Below are 19,112 nucleotides of genomic sequence, written 5' to 3' on the forward strand. Positions count from 1 at the left end.
GCCGTTTTCCTTTTTAATTTTTCACGAAGATAAAACAGGAAGGACAAGAAAGCAAATACCCTCTTTGCCACTGCCTTTATTTTTCTGTAAACAGAACCGGACTATTTTACTTTTTAAAGTCCCTTTTCCATCAGATAATTTTTCAAAAGCACTCCTTTTCTTTCAACGTATTGTTCTGTGATGACTTTGTAACCCCGTTTTTCAAAAAACGGTTTGGCGGTAATGGAAGCCTGAACAATGACAGTATTTTCATGGACTGTGCTTTCAAGTTGATCGCATAAAAGAGTGGCGATTCCTTTTCTCTGAAAATCCTTATGCACGTATAATTTGTCAATATATCCTTTTTCGTCTATATCTCCAAAGCCGGCAATGACATTATTTTCGACCGCAACACAAGTAAAATGAGACAGGAAAGACCGGTCCCATTTTTTCAAATCGACTTTTCCTGTTGCCCATCTATCCAACTGCTCTTTGGTGTAATCTTTTGCATTTATGGTATGGACAGTATTGTAGAAAAGCCGGGCCATTTCCAAGACATCATCAGATTGGTATTTTCTTATTTCCATATTTCAATAAAATCCATGAGTGTGGCTTGAAGTCTCACCGGATCGCCCAATCCTCTGTCCGGCACGAAATAAAGTCGAATTCCGGAATTTCGGTAAACGACTTTCAATGGGCCGCTTTATGAAAGGAAAACAAGGCAGAACTTATCCTGCCCCGTGAAAAACCGCGAACAACACCGGCAAGCCGGCTTGCCATGCTTTCCTGTCTTATCAGGAAACGGCTTCAGCGGCTTGGCAGGCAAAACAACAGACAGGAGCTGTTGGCAAATACAGAATTCGCTCAATCCCCGAACGGACTTAAACGGTTCCAGTCGAATTTGTCCAGATAGTCATCTATAAAAGCGGCCTTGTTATTTCTATATTTTTCGACCAAGGCTTCCGATTTCATTCTCTGTGAAGCCGTCATATCTTCTTTGTGGAATTCCTTAATGATAGCGGCAACGTCTTTATGCGGAAAAAAATGGAACCCGCCGGCATTAAATCCCTCGCTTGCGAATCCTGTCGGTATCTGCATCAGCAATTGCCTTGCCGCATAAGCGATGACTTTATTATTGTGGGTTTGCGCGATTAGTTTCAGGGCCTGATAAACCGCGCAGGAATTGTCTCCCCTGCTTTCAGAACCCAGATTTTTCCACACTTCGTTTTCATGAAAAAAATTCAGCTTTATCCGGCAGACAGCATCGGCATTGCCGTTTTTCGCCGCAATGAAGTACCACTCCTGCGCCGTCTTTTCTTCACCGAAAGCCCGGTAAATTTCACCCGTCATATACTGGGCATACGGCACGTTTTTATCGGCAAACTTTTTGTATTGCCGAAATGCCCTGCTGTACCATGACTGGGCCTGCGCGCTTTTGAAATCCACGCAATAACGGGCATACAAATATTGGGCGTCCGGATTTCCGGTTACCGCAACCGGGTAAACCTGTCGGCACGCTTCGGCCAGCTGTTCCCTGAAAAAGCCATTCCCGTTTTCGGTTGAAACCGGATTGTCCAGATACATTTCGTACTGCCTTATCAGGGCCAGCACATTCCCTTTTCGGGCCGACAGGCCAAACAGATCATATACTTCCTGCACAGTGTGAGAAGGCCGGTTTTCCCAGCGACGGTAACGCATGGCCCGACGGTATTCCTCTATGCCGGGAAGATTATCCGGCAGGAAATCGCTGAAATTCACCGGAACATTTTTCCAGGCATCCGGACTGGAACCGGGTTCATCCGCTTTCCGGCTTTTGTCGTTTTCCCAGAAAACGAGGAAACGGCTGAAGTAATCCGTCCAGGATGCCGTTTTCCGTTCGCCAGTCCCCACCGGTCCGTTTTTCGCAAAAACGGTCAAGGGCGAAATGAAAACAAGGAAAAGGCACAAACACAAACCGGCGAATTTTTTTTCACGATTTTCCATAGTGCGCAGCCCCGGGTCTCCAGTTGGCAACCGGCCATACCTTTCAAACACACGTAAAACCGGACATATTCAAATTGTTCCCGCAGTGGAGAACCGAACTTCCGTCCATCATACTATGCGTATCGGTACAGCCTCAACCGGATTACCGGTTTTCAGGAAAAAACGGTATTTTCCATGATAGCAAGCGCATTGCTTTTCTCTCTGAACGGGTAAGCAGTCTGTTCTTTATTTTTTCGCTTCCACAAAAATGCCCCCTCGGGCAAAACCTCGAGGAGGCAAATTTACAAACCGTTCACAGACAGACTATCAATCTCCCGTCCGTTTGTCGAATACCAGTTCTCCATCCTTTTCGTCCACCACAATAACATCTTTCGGGCCATACCTGCCTTCCAGTATATACTTCGAAATCGGGTTTTCGATCTGGTTCTGGATCGCTCTTTTCAGCGGACGGGCACCGAACAGCGGATCGAAGCCGGCTTCGGCAATCTTGTGAAGCGCCGCATCGGAAACTTCCATCGACATATCCATCTTTTGCAAACGCCTGTTGACCAGTTCGAGCTGGATCCGCGCGATAGCGCCGATGTTCTTTTCGTCCAGAGCGTGGAAAACAACGATTTCATCCACGCGGTTGATGAATTCCGGACGGAAATGCTTCCTGACTTCTTCCATCACCGCCATCTTGACCAGGCCCTGATCGCTGCCGCCCATTGACTGGATCAGTTGCGATCCCAGATTCGAGGTCATGACAATCACCGTATTCTTGAAATCGACCGTCCGGCCCTGACCGTCGGTCATGCGCCCGTCGTCCAGCACCTGCAACAGCACGTTGAAGACATCCGGATGCGCCTTTTCGATTTCATCCAGCAAAATGACGCTGTACGGTTTGCGACGGACGGCCTCGGTCAGATAACCGCCTTCCTCGTAACCCACGTATCCCGGAGGCGCGCCGATCAGCCGTGCAACCGAATGTTTTTCCATGAACTCACTCATGTCGATCCGGATCATCGCGTCTTCGGTATCGAACAGGAAACCGGCCAGTGCCTTGCACAATTCCGTTTTACCGACACCGGTCGGGCCAAGGAACATGAATGAACCGTATGGCCGGTTCGGATCGGACAAGCCGGCACGCGAGCGGCGGATCGCCTCGGATACCGCGACAATCGCTTCATGCTGGCCGACAACGCGTTTGTGCAGTTCGTCTTCCATGTGCAACAGCTTGTCGCGTTCACCCTGCATCATTTTGGAAACCGGAATGCCGGTGGCGCGTGAAACCACTTCAGCGATTTCCTCGGCATCCACTTCGGTACGCAACAACCTCGGATGGGCGTGTTCCAGCCTGGCATCCTTGTCGTTTTCCATTGCCAGCGCTTTTTCAAGCTCCGGCAATCTGCCGTACATCAGTTCGGACATCTTTTGGTAATCGCCCCGGCGTTTGGCTTCCTCGATCTGCAGGCGGATTTTTTCGATTTCTTCCTTGATGTGTTTCGAACCTTCCACCCCGGCCTTTTCCGCCTTCAGGATTTCATCGTAATCGGCGTATTCCTTTTCGAGTTTCGCGATTTCTTCTTCAAGCAGGGCCAGGCGTTTCCTGGACGCTTCATCCGTTTCTTTTTTGACCGCCTCGCGTTCGATTTTCAACTGGATAATGCGCCGGTCGAGCCTGTCCATGACTTCCGGTTTGGAATCGATTTCCATCTTGATGCGCGAAGCCGCTTCATCAATCAGGTCAATCGCCTTGTCCGGAAGGAACCGGTCAGTTATGTACCGGTGAGACAGTTCCGCCGCCGCGATAATGGCCGGGTCGGAAATTTCCACGCCATGATGCACTTCATATTTTTCCTGCAAGCCGCGCAGAATCGCGATCGTATCTTCAACCGACGGTTCATCCACCATGATCTTCTGGAAACGGCGTTCCAAAGCGGCGTCTTTCTCGATGTACTTGCGGTATTCGTCCAGTGTCGTCGCACCGACGCAATGCAATTCACCGCGCGCCAGCGCCGGTTTCAGCATGTTGCCCGCATCCATCGCCCCTTCGGCCTTGCCTGCTCCGACCATCGTATGGATTTCGTCGATAAAGACGATATCCTGCCCTTCGTCTTTGGCCAGTTCGTTCAACACGGCTTTCAGGCGTTCCTCGAATTCGCCGCGGAATTTCGCCCCGGCCAGCAGGGCGGCCATATCCAGCGCCAGCACCCGTTTGCCCTTCAGGCTTTCCGGCACTTCATTGTTGACGATCCGCTGTGCCAGCCCTTCGACAATCGCCGTCTTGCCGACGCCCGGTTCGCCGATCAGAACCGGATTGTTTTTCGTCCTGCGCTGCAAGACCTGAATGGCCCGGCGGATTTCATCGTCACGGCCGATCACCGGATCCAGCTTGCCCTGGCGCGCCCTTTCGGTCAGATCCATCGTGTATTTTTTAAGCGCTTCGCGCTGGCCTTCCGCATCGGCGGAATTGACGTTGGCGTCTCCCCGGACAGCCTTGATCGCCGCTTCCAGCGCGCTGCGCGACAAGCCGGCTTCACGCGCCAGACGTCCCGCTTCCGACTTGTCATCAAGAAGCGCCAGCAAAATCATTTCACTGGCGATAAACTGGTCGTTCCGTTTTTGCGCTTCCCGGTCCGCCAGATTCAGGACATTCATCAATTCACGTCCGATCTGGACATCTCCCCCTGTACCGGTCACTTTCGGTAACCGATCAACGGCAGTTTTCAGGGCACCGGCAAGTTTGTTGACATTCACACCGGCCCGCTGGAGAAGGGACTTGGTACTGCCGTCATTTTGTTGCAGCAAAGCCGTCAACAGATGAACCGGATCAATGTACTGGTTATCGTTACCGACTGCCAGACTGTGCGCATCTGCAATGGCTTCCTGTAACTTCGTAGTCAATTTGTCTTGACGCATTGCAATCTCCCTATAACTGTTATTTTTTCCATATTGGGATCAGCATGCCTTATTTCAAGACTTTCACCTTGCGAAAAAAGGAAAGAGAACGACATTTTCGCCCTTTCAAAGTCCGGAAAAATAACGGTAGCTGGCAAAGCCCCCCATACACAACAGTATGGCGCCAGCGACATGCAAAACAACCTGCAAACCTGCCCAGAGATACTCTCCCCTTTGGAGCATCAGAACGGTTTCGGCGGAAAACGTCGAAAAAGTCGTCAGACCTCCCAGAAAACCCGTAATCGCGAAAAGCCGCCACTCCGGACTGATGCCGTTGTGTCCGTAAAAAAACGCCATTGCCAGACCGATGACGTATCCACCGGAAAGATTGGCGACAAGCGTTCCCAGCGGAATATGCTGATGAATGCTGTTCATCAGCATTCCCAGGCCCCATCTTAACCAGGCGCCGATTGCCGCGCCCAGACCTACCGCAAGCCAGCTCATTGAAACCCCTTCCTTGTTTGTCGGTTCAAAAAATATCTGTCCCTTCATTCAGGGACAAATGAAAGAAAACCGGAAGGCCAGGAAACGGGGGAACAAAAGACAGACGCACCGATATCCTCACCGCTCCGGTGAAAAAATCAGGCGTCATCAGCCACAAATAACCGTGGCGGTTGGGAAAGGTGGAACACCATCACCTTGAGTCTGAAATCATAATCTCCAAACAGCCGGAACACAATACCGTTTTCTCGCACGTCCCCTGCAACTCCGGTATCATCACTCTGTTAACCGGGCCAAACGGCATTCATTTCGGCATGCATTATTTCATTCTCTTTCTGGCGTTCGCCAAAATCGGCATGTTCACGATTGGCGGAGGGCAAGCCATGATTCCGCTGATCGAACGGGATATCGTGAGCCGCGGCTGGCTGGAACCCGACGAATTCATCGATCTGCTGGCCGTGACGCAATCGCTGCCGGGAGTCTTTGCCGTCAATATCGCCATATTCGTCGGGCATAAAATCAAGGGCGTATGGGGAGCAATCTGGAGCGCGCTCGGCTGCATTCTTCCCGCCTTTGTCACCATGCTGGCAATCGCCCTTTTCTTCAGACAGTATCAGGAAAGCGTCTGGGTAATCAAAATCTTCAACGGCATCCGTCCGGCTGTCGTCGCCCTTATTCTGGTTCCCTGCATCACTGCCGCAAAAGCGATGAAACTCTCCCGGATGGAACTGGTCTTTCCCGCACTGGCCGCGCTGTCGATCTGGTTGCTGGGCGTGTCACCGGTATGGATCGTCTGTCTGGGCATCGCCGGCGGCCTGCTCTATACCGGGTGGCTGAAAAACAGGATCCGAAGCAAAAGGAGAAACCGTTGACCCTCTATTGGCAACTCTTTTATGCCTATACCAAGATCGGCATTTTCGGATTCGGCGGCGGATATGCCATGCTGTCCCTGATCCAGCATGAAGTCGTGGACAAATACCACTGGCTGACGCTGGCCGAATTCACCGATGTTATCGCGATTTCCCAGATGACGCCCGGGCCTGTCGGCATCAACAGCGCGACTTATATAGGCTATACCGTAACGGGGAACGTCTGGGGAGCCATTCTGGCGACATTTGCCGTTTCCCTGCCGTCTTTTATTCTGGTCCTGCTGATTTCGGTTTTCTTTGTCCGGTTCCGGCAAAACCGCTATGTTTCTGCCGCCTTTACCGGCCTTCGCCCGGTCACCATAGGACTGATTGCCGCCGCCGCACTGGTTCTCATGAACGGCGACAACTTCATCGACTATAAAAGCGTGCTGATTTTTGCCGCCGCATTTTTGCTGAGCTGGAAATTCAGGCTGCACCCGATCCTGATGATCTGTCTTGCAGGGGCCGCCGGTCTGGCGCTGTACTGATACGGCAAAAACATCCATGGCCAACATACCGGCACTTTACCATTTCCGGCTGGCCGTTTCATCGTCCGGTTTCGCCGCTACCCAGCGGGAACCTTCCGGCGTTTCTTCCTTTTTCCAGAAAGGCGCCCGCGTTTTCAGCTGATCAATGACGTACTCGCAGGCACGGAATGCTTCACCCCGGTGCCGCGAACCGGCAGCGACCAGCACGATCTGGTCGGATGGCTCCAGTTTCCCGACGCGGTGAATCACAGCAAGATCCATCACGTCCCAGCGCCGGCACGCCTCTTCGGCGATTTCCTGAAGTACCTGCTCCGTCATGCCCGGATAGTGCTCCAGTTCCATGGACAAAACGGTTTCATCCCCGTGAATGTCCCGAACCGTTCCGAGAAACGATACAACCGCCCCGATATCGCGACGATCTGAACGCAAACGGTTCACTTCTTCCGTCAAATCGAAATCCCCGGTCTGGACGTGTATGGATATCATGAGTATCTTTTATTGTAGCCAACCAAAACGGATTCGAATGTTCTGCGGGAATGCCTTTCAGACAATACGCATGGAAAAATCCGTCGCCTTTATATCTTTGGTCAATTCCCCTATCGAAATCCTGTCCACCCCCGTTTCGGCAATGGCGCGAACCGTCCCCCGATCAATTCCACCCGAAGCCTCAAGTACCGCCCCTGTTTTCGACTCTTTGGCAATCCGGACAGCCTCACGCATTTTTTCCAGACTGAAATTGTCGAGCATGATCGATTTTGCGCCCGCCTCCAGCGCTTCCTTCAATTGTTCAAGTGTTTCCACCTCGATCTGAACCGGCACATTCCTGTGTTTGAACGCTGCTTCCAACGCCTGACGGATGCCGCCGGCGGCGGCAATGTGATTTTCCTTGATCAGGATGGCATCGTACAAGGCCATACGCTGATTTTCTCCCCCACCGACAGAGACGGCATATTTTTGCGCCACGCGCAAACCCGGCAGGGTTTTCCGCGTATCGTAAATTTTCGCGGACGTGCCTGCCACCAGCCTGACATACATTCTTGTCGCTGTGGCTACCGCCGAAAGCAGTTGCAGATAGTTCAGGGCCGTGCGCTCCCCGGTGAGGAGAGAACGCACGGAACCGGTCATACGGCATACTTCACTTCCCGCTTCCATCAAATCGCCCTCCCGATACCCCCACTCGATCCGGACGCGTGAATCCAGGGCGTTCATGACCCCTTCAAACCAGGGAATCCCGCACAGCACGGCCTCTTCCCGCACGATTACACGCGCGGAAACCGTTTCATTTTCCGGAAGAAGCGAAGCCGTCAGATCACCGGCTCCAATATCCTCGACAAGCGCGGCTTCAATATTGGTCGCGATCGTCGCTTCCAGCATGCCATACCCGAATATACTGCGGTGTTTCATGCCGCCCCCATGCCGGAAGTCAGCACGGCTTCCCTGCCCTGTGGCCTGTTTTTATGTTCGGCGGCGAAATCGAGCATCCGCTGGATACAGACAATCGCTTTTTTGCCGATTTCAGGATCGACCGATATTTCGTTATGCTCTTTTTCGAGCACTTCTGCCAGATTCGACAAGGAATTCATCGCCATCCAGGGACATTGTGCGCAACTCTTGCAGGTCGCGCCGTTGCCGGCTGTCGGCGCCTCGATCAGCGTCTTGCCCGGAACGGCCTGTTGCATCTTGTGGAAAATGCCCTTGTCGGTAGCCACAATAAAAGTCTGTGCCGCCATGTTTCGTGCCGCATTGATGATCTGGGACGTGGATCCGACGACATCCGCCAATGCCACGACAGAGGCAGGCGATTCAGGGTGCACCAGTACCTTTGCGTCCGGATATTCTTTTTTCATGAAAGCCAGTTCCGCTGCCTTGAATTCGTCGTGCACAAGACACGATCCCTGCCACAAAAGCATGTCGGCCCCGGTCTGTTCCTGAATATAACTGCCCAAATGACGATCAGGCCCCCACAAAATCTTTTTGCCCTGCGCATGGAGATGCTTCACGATATCCAGTCCGATAGACGACGTCGCCATCCAGTCGGCTCGCGCCTTGACCGCTGCGCTCGTATTGGCGTAAACGACCACCGTCCGGTCCGGATGGGCGTCGCAAAAAGCCGTGAATTCCTCGATCGGGCAACCCAGATCGAGAGAACAGCAAGCGTCCAGATCGGGCATCAGGATTTTCTTGTCCGGAGAAAGGATTTTTGCCGTTTCGCCCATAAAGCGCACACCGGCAACCACCAGTGTCTGCGCAGGATTGTCGCGACCGAAACGGGCCATTTCAAGCGAATCGGCAACGCACCCTCCGGTTTCTTCAGCCAGGTCCTGAATATCGCCATCGACATAATAGTGCGCGACCAGCGTCGCATTTTTTTCTTTCAACAGACGCCGGATCCGGTCTTTCAGTTCTTCTTTTCGCTGCACGGACAATTCGGCAGGCACCCGCGCCCAGGCGTTGGCCACACAAACCGCTCCGCTCTGCATTTGAGGCAGATCGTATTCCACTTTCTTGATATCAGAATCTTGCATTTTATTGACCGAAAAAATTAAACGCACAGGTTTCAACTATCGCACAAACAGGGAAACTTGTCAGGAAAACAGCGCCATCCGTTTTACTCGATACCCTGACTGCCCAGATATTCTTCGTAATTCCCCTTGAAATCGATCATTTCGCCCTCCCTGATTTCAATAATCCGGCTGGCCAGAGACGACACGAATTCACGATCATGCGATACAAACAGCAGGGTTCCCGTATATTTTTCCAGCGCGATATTCAACGCTTCGATGGATTCCATATCCATATGGTTGGTCGGCTCATCCATCAACATCACGTTATGACGGCCCAGCATCAGCTTGCCGTACATCATCCGGCCCTTTTCACCGCCTGACAAAACCTTTGCCTGTTTTTTGACCTCGTCACCTGAAAAAAGCAATCTTCCCAGAATCGAACGGACAGTCTGGTCGTCGTCCCCTTCCCGCGTGAAACGGGTCATCCATTCCGTCAGATTGAGATCGTTTTCAAACTCTTCGCCCGAATCCTGCGGCATGTAACCGATATCGGCATGTTCGGCCCATTTGACCGTACCGGAATCCGCTTTCATCTTGCAGACCGCATCGCCCAGACAACGCAAAAGCGTCGTTTTACCGGCGCCATTGGCCCCGATAATCGCTACTTTCTCGCCTGCCTCGATCGTGATATCGAGATTGCCGAATATCCGGCGGTCATAGGATTTGGACAGCTTTTCGGCTTCGACGGCCAGCCGGTGCAATTTTTTGCCCGCTTCAAAACGGATATAGGGATGGACACGGCTGGAAGGCTTGACGTCTTCGACCTTGATCTTGTCGATCTGGCGGGCGCGGGAAGTCGCCTGTCTGGCCTTGGATTTATTGGCCGAAAACCGGCGGACGAATTCCTGCAATTCGGCGATGCGTTCCTTTGCTTTCGCATTGGCGGCCTGTTGCTGCGCCCTGGCCTGTGCAGACGCCAGCATATAATCGTCGTAATTGCCGGGATAGACTTTCAGGGTTCCATAATCCATGTCGGCAATATGGGTACAGACCTGATTCAGAAAATGCCGGTCATGCGAAATGATGATCATGGTGGAATCGCGTTCGTTCAATACATTTTCCAGCCAGCGGATAGTATTGATGTCAAGATTGTTCGTCGGCTCATCAAGAAGCAGAATATCCGGATCGGAAAAAAGCGCCTGCGCCAGCAAAACACGCAATTTCCAGCCCGGCGCCACGGCACTCATCGGGCCGTCGTGAAGTTCCAGAGCGATACCGGCGCCCAGGAGCAACTCGCCCGCCCGCGCTTCTGCCGTATACCCGTCGTATTCCGCAAACTTCGCTTCCAGTTCGGCCGCTTTCATATAATCATCGTCTGTCGCGTCGGGATTGGCATAAATGGCATCGCGTTCCGCCATGGTCTGCCACATTTCCGTATGCCCCATCATGACGACATCGAGAACACGCATGTCCTCATAGGCGAACTGGTCCTGTCGCAATTTGCCGAGGCGTTCGTTCGAATCGAGCGTGACAGTACCGGAAGTCGGTTCCAGATCGCCGCCCAAAATTTTCATGAAAGTGGATTTGCCGGAACCGTTCGCCCCGATCAGGCCATAACGGTTTCCTTCGCCGAATTTGACGGAAATATTTTCGAACAGCGGCTTCGGGCCGAACTGCATCGTGATATTGGCAGTAGAGAGCACGGTTATCCCTTAACGATAGCGGTAAAACCGGATATTTTACCAAACCACAGGATAATCGCTCAAATGAAGTTCGGAAGCGCCCTTGCGTGACAACAGGCGGGCATGTGCCCCGACAGGCAAGGTGACCTTGTCTTTGACATGTCCGAACGGCAAACCTGTCAGAACCGGAATCGTCAGACGCGAGCGCAGCCATGCCAGCATTGCCTGAAAATCATATCCGTTATCGTAATCGGCTGCCCGGAATTCCGTAAATTGCCCCAGGACAAGCGCTTTCTGTTTTTTCAGGATACCGGCTTCATCCAGTTGCAGCAACATCCGTTCAACCCGGTAAGGCTGTTCGTGGATATCTTCCACAAACAGGATTCCGCTCGAAATATCGGGCATCCACGGGGTTCCCGTCAAATGCGCCAGCATCGTCAGATTGCCGCCCCACAATACCCCTTCGACATCGATATCGGGATTGTCCCGTGAAAGCCATTTCACCGAGCTATCCGGCGATATCATGCATTTTTCAAAATGGCCAAGCGTAAATTCACTCAAATCTTGCCGTGTCAGGTCAGGGTGAAGCATCGGGCCGGCAAAACTGGTGCCTCCCTGCTTCAACAACGCCATTTCGAAAGCCGTAAAATCGCTGTGACCGACAAAGAGTTTCCCGCTTTTCGCCAGACCGGCGAAATCGAGTTCGGGCAAAAGCCGCGTCGTTCCATACCCTCCCCGCAAGGCCATGACGATCTTCACTTCCGGATTGGATGCCGCCTGTTCAATTTGCGCCGCCCTTTCCTTGTCGGTCGCCGCAAAACGCTGGTAACGTTTTTCAGGATGATAATAATTGAAAACCTGATACCCTTGCGATTTCAGGGTTTCGAGTCCACGCTGCAGTTCGGCAGCAGGAATGTATCCGCCAGGCGCCACAATGGCAATACCGATTTTTCTTGCGTTCATCACTCTTTTCTGCCTTCCATGCCCTGCCTGCCTGTCTTCCTGTTTTCCCCGAAAGAGGGAAGAATGTCCTGAAGAAAAACCGGATACACCATTTCCATTGCCGGTACCGGCTTCAGCCGTAAGGCCTGCATTCACAGACGTTTCCGCTTCCGGCTGGAATGCCCCAACGGCATGTAGCGGAACAATTGCCCATAAAAGCAGCATAACGACAAATTTTTTCATGTTCATGGGCCTCAGCCAAAGCGGACGAATCGGAGAGCCGGTTTACCGATCTTTTCAGCTCCATGGATCCGCTATACCGATTCCCCGCCTGCCGGAATTTCCTTCATTTTTTCCGTCGTTCGGCAAAAAACATTTTCAGCAACAGGGAACATTCATCCTGCAAAACCCCGCTTGTTACCGTTGTATGGTGATTCAGTTCCTTTTGTCCAAAGAGATCCACGACACTGCCGCAGGCTCCCGTTTTGGGGTCAAACGCCCCGAAAACGACCCGTTTCAGCCGCGCGTGAATCATGGCGCCTGCACACATTGAACAAGGCTCAAGCGTGACATAGAGTTCGCAAGCGGGCAAACGGTAATTCCCGCAGATTTTCGCGGCATTTCTCAATGCCATGATTTCAGCATGCGCTGTCGGATCGTGTCTTGAAATCGGACAATTGAAACCGCTTGCGATAACACGGCCTTCCAGTACCACCACCGCGCCGACCGGAACTTCTCCCGCTTCCTTTGCCAGTGCCGCCTGATCCAGCGCGGCACGCATGAAAACATCGTCAGTCATGAACAGAATCGGCCGTCACCTCGGCCCAGCAATTCGGCGTCTCATAAATCCGCACGCTTTTCAGAACAAGCGCCTTGCCGTAAAAACCTTCATAAACATTTTTCAGGGTATCGAACGCCACCTGCGCCATGTTTTCCACGGTCGGGACACGATCCAAAACGACTGTCTTGTGATTGGGCAGACTGTCAAGAAACTCCCTGACGGGCCGATCTTTTTCATAAACCAGAAAAGCATGATCCCAATGGGAAACGAGATGCGTTTCCGCCAGCTTCTTGACTTCCGAGAAATCGAGAATCATGCCATTGCCGGAATCGCCCTCTTTCATGAGCGGATCACCTTCCAGCGTAATATGCAAAACATAACGGTGCCCATGCAGATTCCGGCACTGGCTGTGATGGTCGGGAATCCGGTGACCGGCATCAAATTCGAGTTTTCGGGTAATCGTTAACATGAAAATATCAGGGTATCTGTAAATATTTATGTGTTTGCAAGCCGAGCTTCCATTTCGGATTTTTCAAACAGGTATCAATCGCCATTTTAATGTTTCGTTCCCGGTTTTCCCCATCCATCGGCTGAACGTAGAAATGCGAAAAAGACAGATCTTCGTAATCGGCCAGATTCTGGCCGGCCTGCGGAATGACGACTTTCAGTTCGTCTCCGCTTTTCACGACAAGTGTCGAACCGACTTTCGGACTGACACAAACCCAGTCGACCCCTTCCGGAACAGGAATCGTTCCGTTGGTTTCGATGGCAATCTCAAAACCGGCCCGATGCATGATACCGATCAGCGGCCTGTCCAGCTGCAAAAGCGGCTCACCGCCGGTAAAGACCACATAACGGTTTTCAGCGTGTTCCCGGGGCCACAGCGAAATAATAACCGACGCCAGTTTTTCCGCCTCCGGAAATTTGCCTCCCCGTTCTCCCGACGTTCCGACAAAATCGGTATCGCAAAACCGGCATATGGCCCGGGCACGATCCTGCTCACGCCCCGACCAGAGATTGCATCCGGAAAAGCGGCAGAAAACAGCCGGGCGACCGGTACGGGCGCCTTCTCCCTGCAAAGTATAAAAAATTTCCTTGACGCTATAAGCCAAAACCCAACTCCGGCGACCGAACAGACAAACACAAACGTCTATTTTCTCATCTATTCGGCTTTTCGTCACCGTTTCAGGGGCTTCTTCCAGTTCTGGCGTCAGTACAGTTCCATTTTATGCGTTGCCTGAAGCAATTCTTCAAATTCCTGATCTCCGACCGGCCCGGATATGTAATACCCCTGCACACAATCGCAACCGAAAGAAGACAGCATTTTCAACTGCGCCAGCGTCTCCACTCCTTCGGCAATCACGGCAATATCGAGTTTATGCGCCATCAGTGTCATCGCTTCACACAGTACCCTGTCTTCTTCGGTAATTGTCAGGTTTTTTACAAACATCTGGTCGATTTTCACATAATCGATATCGAGTTTTTTCAGATAGGCCAGTGACGAATACCCGGTGCCGAAATCGTCCAGCGCCACTTCCATGCCCGCATCGCGCAAAGCCAGTAACTGGTCCGCGATACTTTCGTCAATTTCCAGCAGCAGGCCTTCGGTAATTTCAATCACAATGGCTTGCGGAGGAAGCTCCAGACTTTTCAGATGGGCAAACCAGACATCCGTATTGATCCCGCCGTTTTTGAACTGGACTGGCGAAATATTGACGCTGACCTGAAAACCGGGAATGTATTTCCTGCACCGTGCTGCCTGCCGTGCCGCTTCCAGAAAAACCCAGTCGCCAAAAGCCTGTATCAGTCCTGTGTCTTCCGCAAGTGGCACAAAGGAAGCGGGATTGATCACGCCGTGTACAGGATGGTGCCATCGTATCAGCGCTTCGGCGCGACAGATTTCCCCGGTTTTCAGATCAACGATCGGCTGAAAAACGGTTTCAAACTGATTGTTTTCCAGCGCCCCATGCAAATCGTTGATCATGTGCATTCTTTGCTGAACCGCTTCCTGCATTGATTGGGTGAAATAATGGTACCGGTTGCCTCCCATGCTCTTGGCGGCATACATGGCCTGATCGGCATTTTTCATCAGATCGTGCGTATCGGCGGCATCTTCCGGAAAAAACGTGATGCCGATACTGGCAGAAATATGAACCGGCTGTCCTTCAAGCGTAAACGGTTCCGAAAGCTCGTCAAGAATATTCTGGGCAACGCGTTCGACATCCCGGAAGTCAGCCAGATCGGTCAAAATAACCGTAAACTCGTCGCCACCCAGCCGCGCGACAGTATCGGTTTCGCGAACACAACGCGTCAGCCTGTCGCCCGCTTCCTTCAGGAGGGTATCGCCAGCACCATGCCCCAACGTATCGTTGACATCCTTGAAATGATCGAGATCGAGAAACATCAAAGCGACCGATGCACCCGTTCTCTGCGCCTTGCGCGTTTCGAAAAACAGTCTTTCCGAAAACATCCGTCTGTTCGCCAGGCCGGTAATCTGATCAAAATTGGCATGGCGCCAGACCGTTTCTTCGGCTTTTTTCTTTTCTGAAATATCTCTTATGATGAACTGGATGAATAGCCGGCCTTCCGCCTCTATAACGCGCGAACTGATTTCAACCGGAAAAATACTCCCATTGGCATGTTGGCCGTACGCTTCAAAAATCAGACTCCTTTCCTGTTGCAGTTCACCCCATTTTTCTTCAAAAGCAAAATCGTCTTTCAGATCGAAAACCGTCCTGATATTTTTTCCTATCAATTCAGACCGTACTTTGCCGAACATTTTTTCCGAGCGATCATTCACTTCAATTACCGTTCCGGTCCCGTCCATCAAAATAATGACATCATTGGCAAACTTGCTCAGATAATCATAATGCTGGCGTAACGCCTTCTGTTTCAATCCCATTTTCAGCCGCTCCGTTTGATGTTGCATGTGCCGGTGACGCAATATAAAGAAAATCGCCGAACCTGTTGTGACGGTCAGCAAAAAAGCGATCAAAAGAATATAGCTCCCCATTTGCCGAATATGACCGTATGCTTCCCTTTCATCCAGCTTGATCATCAACGACCAGTCCGAATCGGGTATTTTCTCGATATAGCCGACGACTCTTTTTCCCCGGTAATCCAGCTCATGAAAAATCCCCTGCCGTGTTTCACTTATTTTCCTGAGCCATTGCTCCCGTCCCGGTTCGTTCAGCTTCAATGGATAAACGACATGATCCTTGGACGAATTGCGCAAAATCATGATTTCCTCACCTTGTCTGCTGAATAAAAAAGCCTGGGATGTTTTTCCTGTTGTCGGCCATACTGACAACAGTGGAATCAGCGATTCTGAAGGATCCAGATAATGTAACTGGACGCCGGCTTCCTTTCCTTTCGCCGTTTCTTTCAGGAAAGGAATATACATCGTCAAAAGATCAAGCGATTTGCCGTTTATATCGGTCATCTTTTTCAGTGGCCCCATCCAGACCCGTTTGTCTTTCAGTACGCTGGAAAAATCGTACCGTCCGACAAGCGAAAAAAGCATATTGTTGTGGTGAATGTCCAGACTGGCCATATCGGCTTCAAAAGCGTGCTTTCCATTTACCAGATAATCTGTGGCCTTCCTGGAATCAAGTGTGTTGCCTGACCAGGAAAAACGCTTTTCCTGATCATTGTTGGCAAGATGAACCTGCCTGCTTCTCCAGTCATTGACATGCTTTACCTGAAGTTTTGCAATCTGCATCAGACTTCCATCGAAACTTTCAGTCTGATCCTTTGCAAGGAAAGCAAAAACGATACAAGCCATCACGATGATAATGGCGGCAGCCGCAAAAAAAAGAGGAAAGTGTTTTCTGATTGTAAAGACCGAAAAACGGATGTTTGCGGCGATTCCCGATCTGGCAGCCGGAAAAAAGCGGAATGAATAAACGGCGACAATGGAAAACAGCAATACGACAGAAGACGAAAAAAGATACCTTATATAGATTTCAAAATCGACAATTCCATCTATGGAATCGAAAACAAACAAAACAATCAAAGTACTTACTGACAGGAGAAAACAGCACATCATGCCGCATGTTAAAGAACTGAACGCTTTCCGCCCTTTTTCCTTCACATTAATATCAGAAATGTAACTCAGCATCTTTCAGGATTCTTTCTTTCCAATGTAGAGAACATGATTCTCTTTGACTAACAGACACTATTGCGAATTCAAGAAGGCCATTTCAGGAATTTTCCATGTCGCTTTTTCGGTCAACCGGCAAACCAGTCCAAAAAAATTGCCAGAAAAAAAATAATAATTTTTTCGCTGAAACAACTTTTGATTTAAATCATGAAATATCCAATAAATAAACCATTCGCAATACCCAAACATTAAATTTACAACTTTTTCATTTGAAAATGTGTCTTTTTTTTGATTAATATTATTTAAAATTATTTCTGTTTGGTTTATTATTATTTTATATAAAAATAAAAAATTTTCCCCTGCTTTTTTAGGCTATTATTTATTATAAAAATGGCATTAAATTCACCATTTCAAATGAATTCACGAATAGAAACAACTTTTAACAATAATCCTGAAAACGGATTTCCAATTCTTTTTTAATTGTAAAAAATTTAAGTTTTTTATCGCAAAAAAAAAAAAAAAAAGAAATGGATGAAACTCTTTCAAAAAAACATTCTCACGGGAATAGTTTTCCACACTGTAAAAAAGCACAGTATATGTATCAAAAAACTGAAAAAATCTTTCAAAGACTTTACTTTTCCTTTACAAATAAAAACACTTAACAACAAAAAACCCCGTCTCGAAAGACGGGGTTTTTAAAAAATCGGAAAAAACCGCTTATTCCCACTCAATTGTGGCGGGCGGTTTTCCTGAAATATCGTAAACCACCCGATTGATGCCGCGCACCTCGTTGATGATACGGTTTGAAACCTTTCCAAGCAATTCATGCGGCAAATGCGCCCAATGAGCAGTCATGAAGTCCTGTGTCTGCACGGCGCGCAAGGCAACGACATATTCATATGTGCGCCCGTCGCCCATTACGCCTACCGACTTGACTGGCAGAAAAACGGCAAATGCCTGACTGGTCGCATCGTACCAGCTCAACGGCGCTCCTTTTTCGGATACTGTACCGGACGGTGTTTTCCACAACTCCTCAATAAATATCGCATCCGCTTCTCTTAACAGATCCGCGTATTCTTTCCGGACTTCTCCCAGAATGCGAACACCCAGTCCGGGCCCGGGAAACGGGTGGCGATACACCATTTCACGAGGCAATCCCAAAGCCAGCCCCAGTTCCCGCACTTCATCCTTGAAAAGCTCTCTTAACGGTTCCAGCAATTGCAAATTCAGCGTGTCCGGAAGACCGCCGACATTATGGTGGCTCTTGATGGTCTGTCCCTTTTTGCCCTTTCCGGCACTTTCAATGACATCGGGATAAATCGTTCCCTGCGCCAGCCATTTTGCATTGCTGATTTTTCCCGCTTCGTTCTGGAAAACTTCGACAAACTCCCGCCCAATGATTTTCCGTTTCTCTTCCGGATCGGTGACATCCGCCAGCTTGCTCATGAACTGTTCCGAGGCATCGACATGAATGACTTTGACGCCCAGATTTTTTGCGAACATGTCCATGACCGTCTTGCCTTCATTCAGCCGCAAAAGGCCATGATCGACAAAAACGCAGGTCAACTGATCGCCGATAGCCCGATGAATCAGCGCAGCGGCAACACTGGAATCGACCCCGCCTGACAAGCCGAGAATGACATCGTCTTTTCCTACTTTTTTTCGTATGGATTCAATCGCCTCGGACACATAATCCGGCATGTTCCAATCCGCTTTCGCTCCACAGATATCGTGCACGAAACGATTGATAATCGCTTTTCCCTGCACCGTGTGCGTGACTTCCGGGTGGAATTGCAGGGCGTAAAACCTTCTGGATTCATCGGCCATCCCGGCAATCGGACAGGCATCGTTGGACAACATGATAACAAAGCCCGGCGGGATTTCCGTCACCTTGTCGCCATGGCTCATCCAGACCTTCAGCAGATTTGTGCCGTCATCCAGAATGGAATCGGCAATCCCCTCCAGCAGTCTGGTGTGATGGCGTGTCCTGACCTCGGCATAACCGAATTCCCTGACTTTGCCGTTTTCAACTTTCCCCCCCAGCTGCGCCGCCATGGCCTGCATGCCGTAGCAAATCCCCAGAACGGGAACGCCCAGTTCAAACACGGCTTGCGGAACACGCGGCGTATCGCTTTCTGTCACGCTGTTCTGCCCCCCCGACAGAATCACCCCCTTCAGGGAACCGTCTCTGGCATAGTCACGAATAAAATCAGGAGACACATCATAAGGAACGACTTCCGAAAAAACACCCGCTTCCCGCACACGGCGGGCAATCAGCTGGGTGACCTGTGAACCGAAATCGAGAATGAGTATTCTGGAATGCATGGAAAATTCTGGTAAAAACGGATTTTTAAAACGTGAA

At 50.5% G+C, this 19,112-nt stretch carries 16 protein-coding genes and 1 riboswitch; of the genes, 2 read left to right on the forward strand and 14 right to left on the reverse strand.

What is annotated here, in order from left to right; genetic code table 11:
* Positions 1-113: 113 nt before the first annotated feature.
* The 4 genes from OFAG_RS10270 to crcB form a co-directional block, all read right to left on the reverse strand.
* Positions 114-566, reverse strand: a complete 453-nt coding sequence (locus OFAG_RS10270; protein ID WP_005876209.1) for a GNAT family N-acetyltransferase — start codon at positions 564-566, stop codon at positions 114-116.
* 277 nt (positions 567-843) lie between these two features.
* Positions 844-1,962, reverse strand: a complete 1,119-nt coding sequence (locus tag OFAG_RS10275; protein ID WP_005876208.1) for an SEL1-like repeat protein — start codon at positions 1,960-1,962, stop codon at positions 844-846.
* 306 nt (positions 1,963-2,268) lie between these two features.
* Entirely contained in the window at positions 2,269-4,863 is a 2,595-nt protein-coding gene (clpB, locus tag OFAG_RS10280) for an ATP-dependent chaperone ClpB (protein ID WP_005876207.1), read from the reverse strand.
* A gap of 105 nt (positions 4,864-4,968) precedes the next feature.
* Positions 4,969-5,346 carry a fluoride efflux transporter CrcB gene (gene crcB / locus OFAG_RS10285; RefSeq protein ID WP_005876204.1) on the reverse strand — a complete coding sequence of 126 codons (378 nt, stop codon included), beginning with the start codon at positions 5,344-5,346 and terminating at the stop codon, positions 4,969-4,971.
* A gap of 131 nt (positions 5,347-5,477) precedes the next feature.
* Positions 5,478-5,550, reverse strand: a riboswitch (Fluoride riboswitch).
* On the opposite strand from crcB, the gene OFAG_RS10290 reads away from it, so the two are divergent.
* Together OFAG_RS10290 and OFAG_RS10295 are read left to right on the forward strand one after the other, a co-directional pair.
* Positions 5,526-6,215 (forward strand): chromate transporter, encoded by a 690-nt coding sequence (locus tag OFAG_RS10290; protein ID WP_020995251.1) that lies wholly within the window; start codon positions 5,526-5,528, stop codon positions 6,213-6,215. It overlaps the preceding riboswitch by 25 nt.
* The gene (locus OFAG_RS10295; protein WP_005876202.1) at positions 6,212-6,739 is read left to right on the forward strand and encodes a chromate transporter; all 528 of its coding nucleotides are present in this window, start codon (positions 6,212-6,214) and stop codon (positions 6,737-6,739) included. Before OFAG_RS10290 ends, OFAG_RS10295 begins: the two co-directional genes overlap by 4 nt.
* Positions 6,740-6,775: 36 nt before the next feature.
* Here OFAG_RS10295 and OFAG_RS10300 read toward each other — a convergent pair whose 3' ends face one another.
* The 10 genes from OFAG_RS10300 to guaA form a co-directional block, all read right to left on the reverse strand.
* Positions 6,776-7,225, reverse strand: a complete 450-nt coding sequence (locus OFAG_RS10300) for a molybdenum cofactor biosynthesis protein MoaE (protein WP_005876201.1) — start codon at positions 7,223-7,225, stop codon at positions 6,776-6,778.
* A gap of 57 nt (positions 7,226-7,282) precedes the next feature.
* Positions 7,283-8,143 carry a carboxylating nicotinate-nucleotide diphosphorylase gene (gene nadC / locus OFAG_RS10305; protein WP_005876200.1) on the reverse strand — a complete coding sequence of 287 codons (861 nt, stop codon included), beginning with the start codon at positions 8,141-8,143 and terminating at the stop codon, positions 7,283-7,285.
* A complete protein-coding gene (gene nadA / locus OFAG_RS10310) occupies positions 8,140-9,264 on the reverse strand; it encodes a quinolinate synthase NadA (RefSeq protein WP_020995252.1) in 1,125 nt (374 codons plus the stop codon). Before nadA ends, nadC begins: the two co-directional genes overlap by 4 nt.
* Before the next feature lie 83 nt (positions 9,265-9,347).
* Positions 9,348-10,946, reverse strand: coding sequence for an ABC-F family ATPase (locus OFAG_RS10315; RefSeq protein ID WP_020995253.1), 1,599 nt, complete (start codon positions 10,944-10,946; stop codon positions 9,348-9,350).
* Positions 10,947-10,982: 36 nt separating this feature from the next.
* On the reverse strand, positions 10,983-12,116 hold the full coding sequence (gene ldcA / locus OFAG_RS10320) for a muramoyltetrapeptide carboxypeptidase (protein ID WP_335328967.1): 1,134 nt from the start codon (positions 12,114-12,116) through the stop codon (positions 10,983-10,985).
* Positions 12,117-12,213: 97 nt separating this feature from the next.
* Positions 12,214-12,666 carry a tRNA adenosine(34) deaminase TadA gene (gene tadA / locus OFAG_RS10325; RefSeq protein ID WP_005876195.1) on the reverse strand — a complete coding sequence of 151 codons (453 nt, stop codon included), beginning with the start codon at positions 12,664-12,666 and terminating at the stop codon, positions 12,214-12,216.
* On the reverse strand, positions 12,659-13,117 hold the full coding sequence (gene queD / locus OFAG_RS10330) for a 6-carboxytetrahydropterin synthase QueD (RefSeq protein ID WP_005876194.1): 459 nt from the start codon (positions 13,115-13,117) through the stop codon (positions 12,659-12,661). The genes tadA and queD overlap by 8 nt, the downstream gene beginning before the upstream one ends.
* A gap of 7 nt (positions 13,118-13,124) precedes the next feature.
* On the reverse strand, positions 13,125-13,760 hold the full coding sequence (queE, locus tag OFAG_RS10335; protein ID WP_020995255.1) for a 7-carboxy-7-deazaguanine synthase: 636 nt from the start codon (positions 13,758-13,760) through the stop codon (positions 13,125-13,127).
* 98 nt (positions 13,761-13,858) lie between these two features.
* The gene (locus tag OFAG_RS13045; protein WP_005876192.1) at positions 13,859-16,768 is read right to left on the reverse strand and encodes a bifunctional diguanylate cyclase/phosphodiesterase; all 2,910 of its coding nucleotides are present in this window, start codon (positions 16,766-16,768) and stop codon (positions 13,859-13,861) included.
* 699 nt (positions 16,769-17,467) lie between these two features.
* Positions 17,468-19,075: a glutamine-hydrolyzing GMP synthase gene (guaA, locus tag OFAG_RS10345; RefSeq protein ID WP_005876191.1), complete on the reverse strand. Its 1,608-nt coding sequence runs from the start codon at positions 19,073-19,075 to the stop codon at positions 17,468-17,470.
* Between the last annotated feature and the right edge of the window lie 37 nt (positions 19,076-19,112).

It is taken from the genome of Oxalobacter paraformigenes (assembly GCF_000158475.2).
Classification (GTDB): Bacteria; Pseudomonadota; Gammaproteobacteria; order Burkholderiales; family Burkholderiaceae_D; genus Oxalobacter; species Oxalobacter paraformigenes.

Coding starts and splice junctions, on each gene's coding strand:
- OFAG_RS10270 (WP_005876209.1), bottom strand. CDS start 566: ATGGAAATAAGAAAATACCAATCTGATGATGTCTTGGAAATGGCCCGG.
- OFAG_RS10275 (WP_005876208.1), bottom strand. CDS start 1,962: ATGGAAAATCGTGAAAAAAAATTCGCCGGTTTGTGTTTGTGCCTTTTC.
- clpB (WP_005876207.1), bottom strand. CDS start 4,863: ATGCGTCAAGACAAATTGACTACGAAGTTACAGGAAGCCATTGCAGAT.
- crcB (WP_005876204.1), bottom strand. CDS start 5,346: ATGAGCTGGCTTGCGGTAGGTCTGGGCGCGGCAATCGGCGCCTGGTTA.
- OFAG_RS10300 (WP_005876201.1), bottom strand. CDS start 7,225: ATGATATCCATACACGTCCAGACCGGGGATTTCGATTTGACGGAAGAA.
- nadC (WP_005876200.1), bottom strand. CDS start 8,143: ATGAAACACCGCAGTATATTCGGGTATGGCATGCTGGAAGCGACGATC.
- nadA (WP_020995252.1), bottom strand. CDS start 9,264: ATGCAAGATTCTGATATCAAGAAAGTGGAATACGATCTGCCTCAAATG.
- ldcA (WP_335328967.1), bottom strand. CDS start 12,116: ATGAACATGAAAAAATTTGTCGTTATGCTGCTTTTATGGGCAATTGTT.
- tadA (WP_005876195.1), bottom strand. CDS start 12,666: ATGACTGACGATGTTTTCATGCGTGCCGCGCTGGATCAGGCGGCACTG.
- queD (WP_005876194.1), bottom strand. CDS start 13,117: ATGTTAACGATTACCCGAAAACTCGAATTTGATGCCGGTCACCGGATT.
- OFAG_RS13045 (WP_005876192.1), bottom strand. CDS start 16,768: ATGCTGAGTTACATTTCTGATATTAATGTGAAGGAAAAAGGGCGGAAA.
- guaA (WP_005876191.1), bottom strand. CDS start 19,075: ATGCATTCCAGAATACTCATTCTCGATTTCGGTTCACAGGTCACCCAG.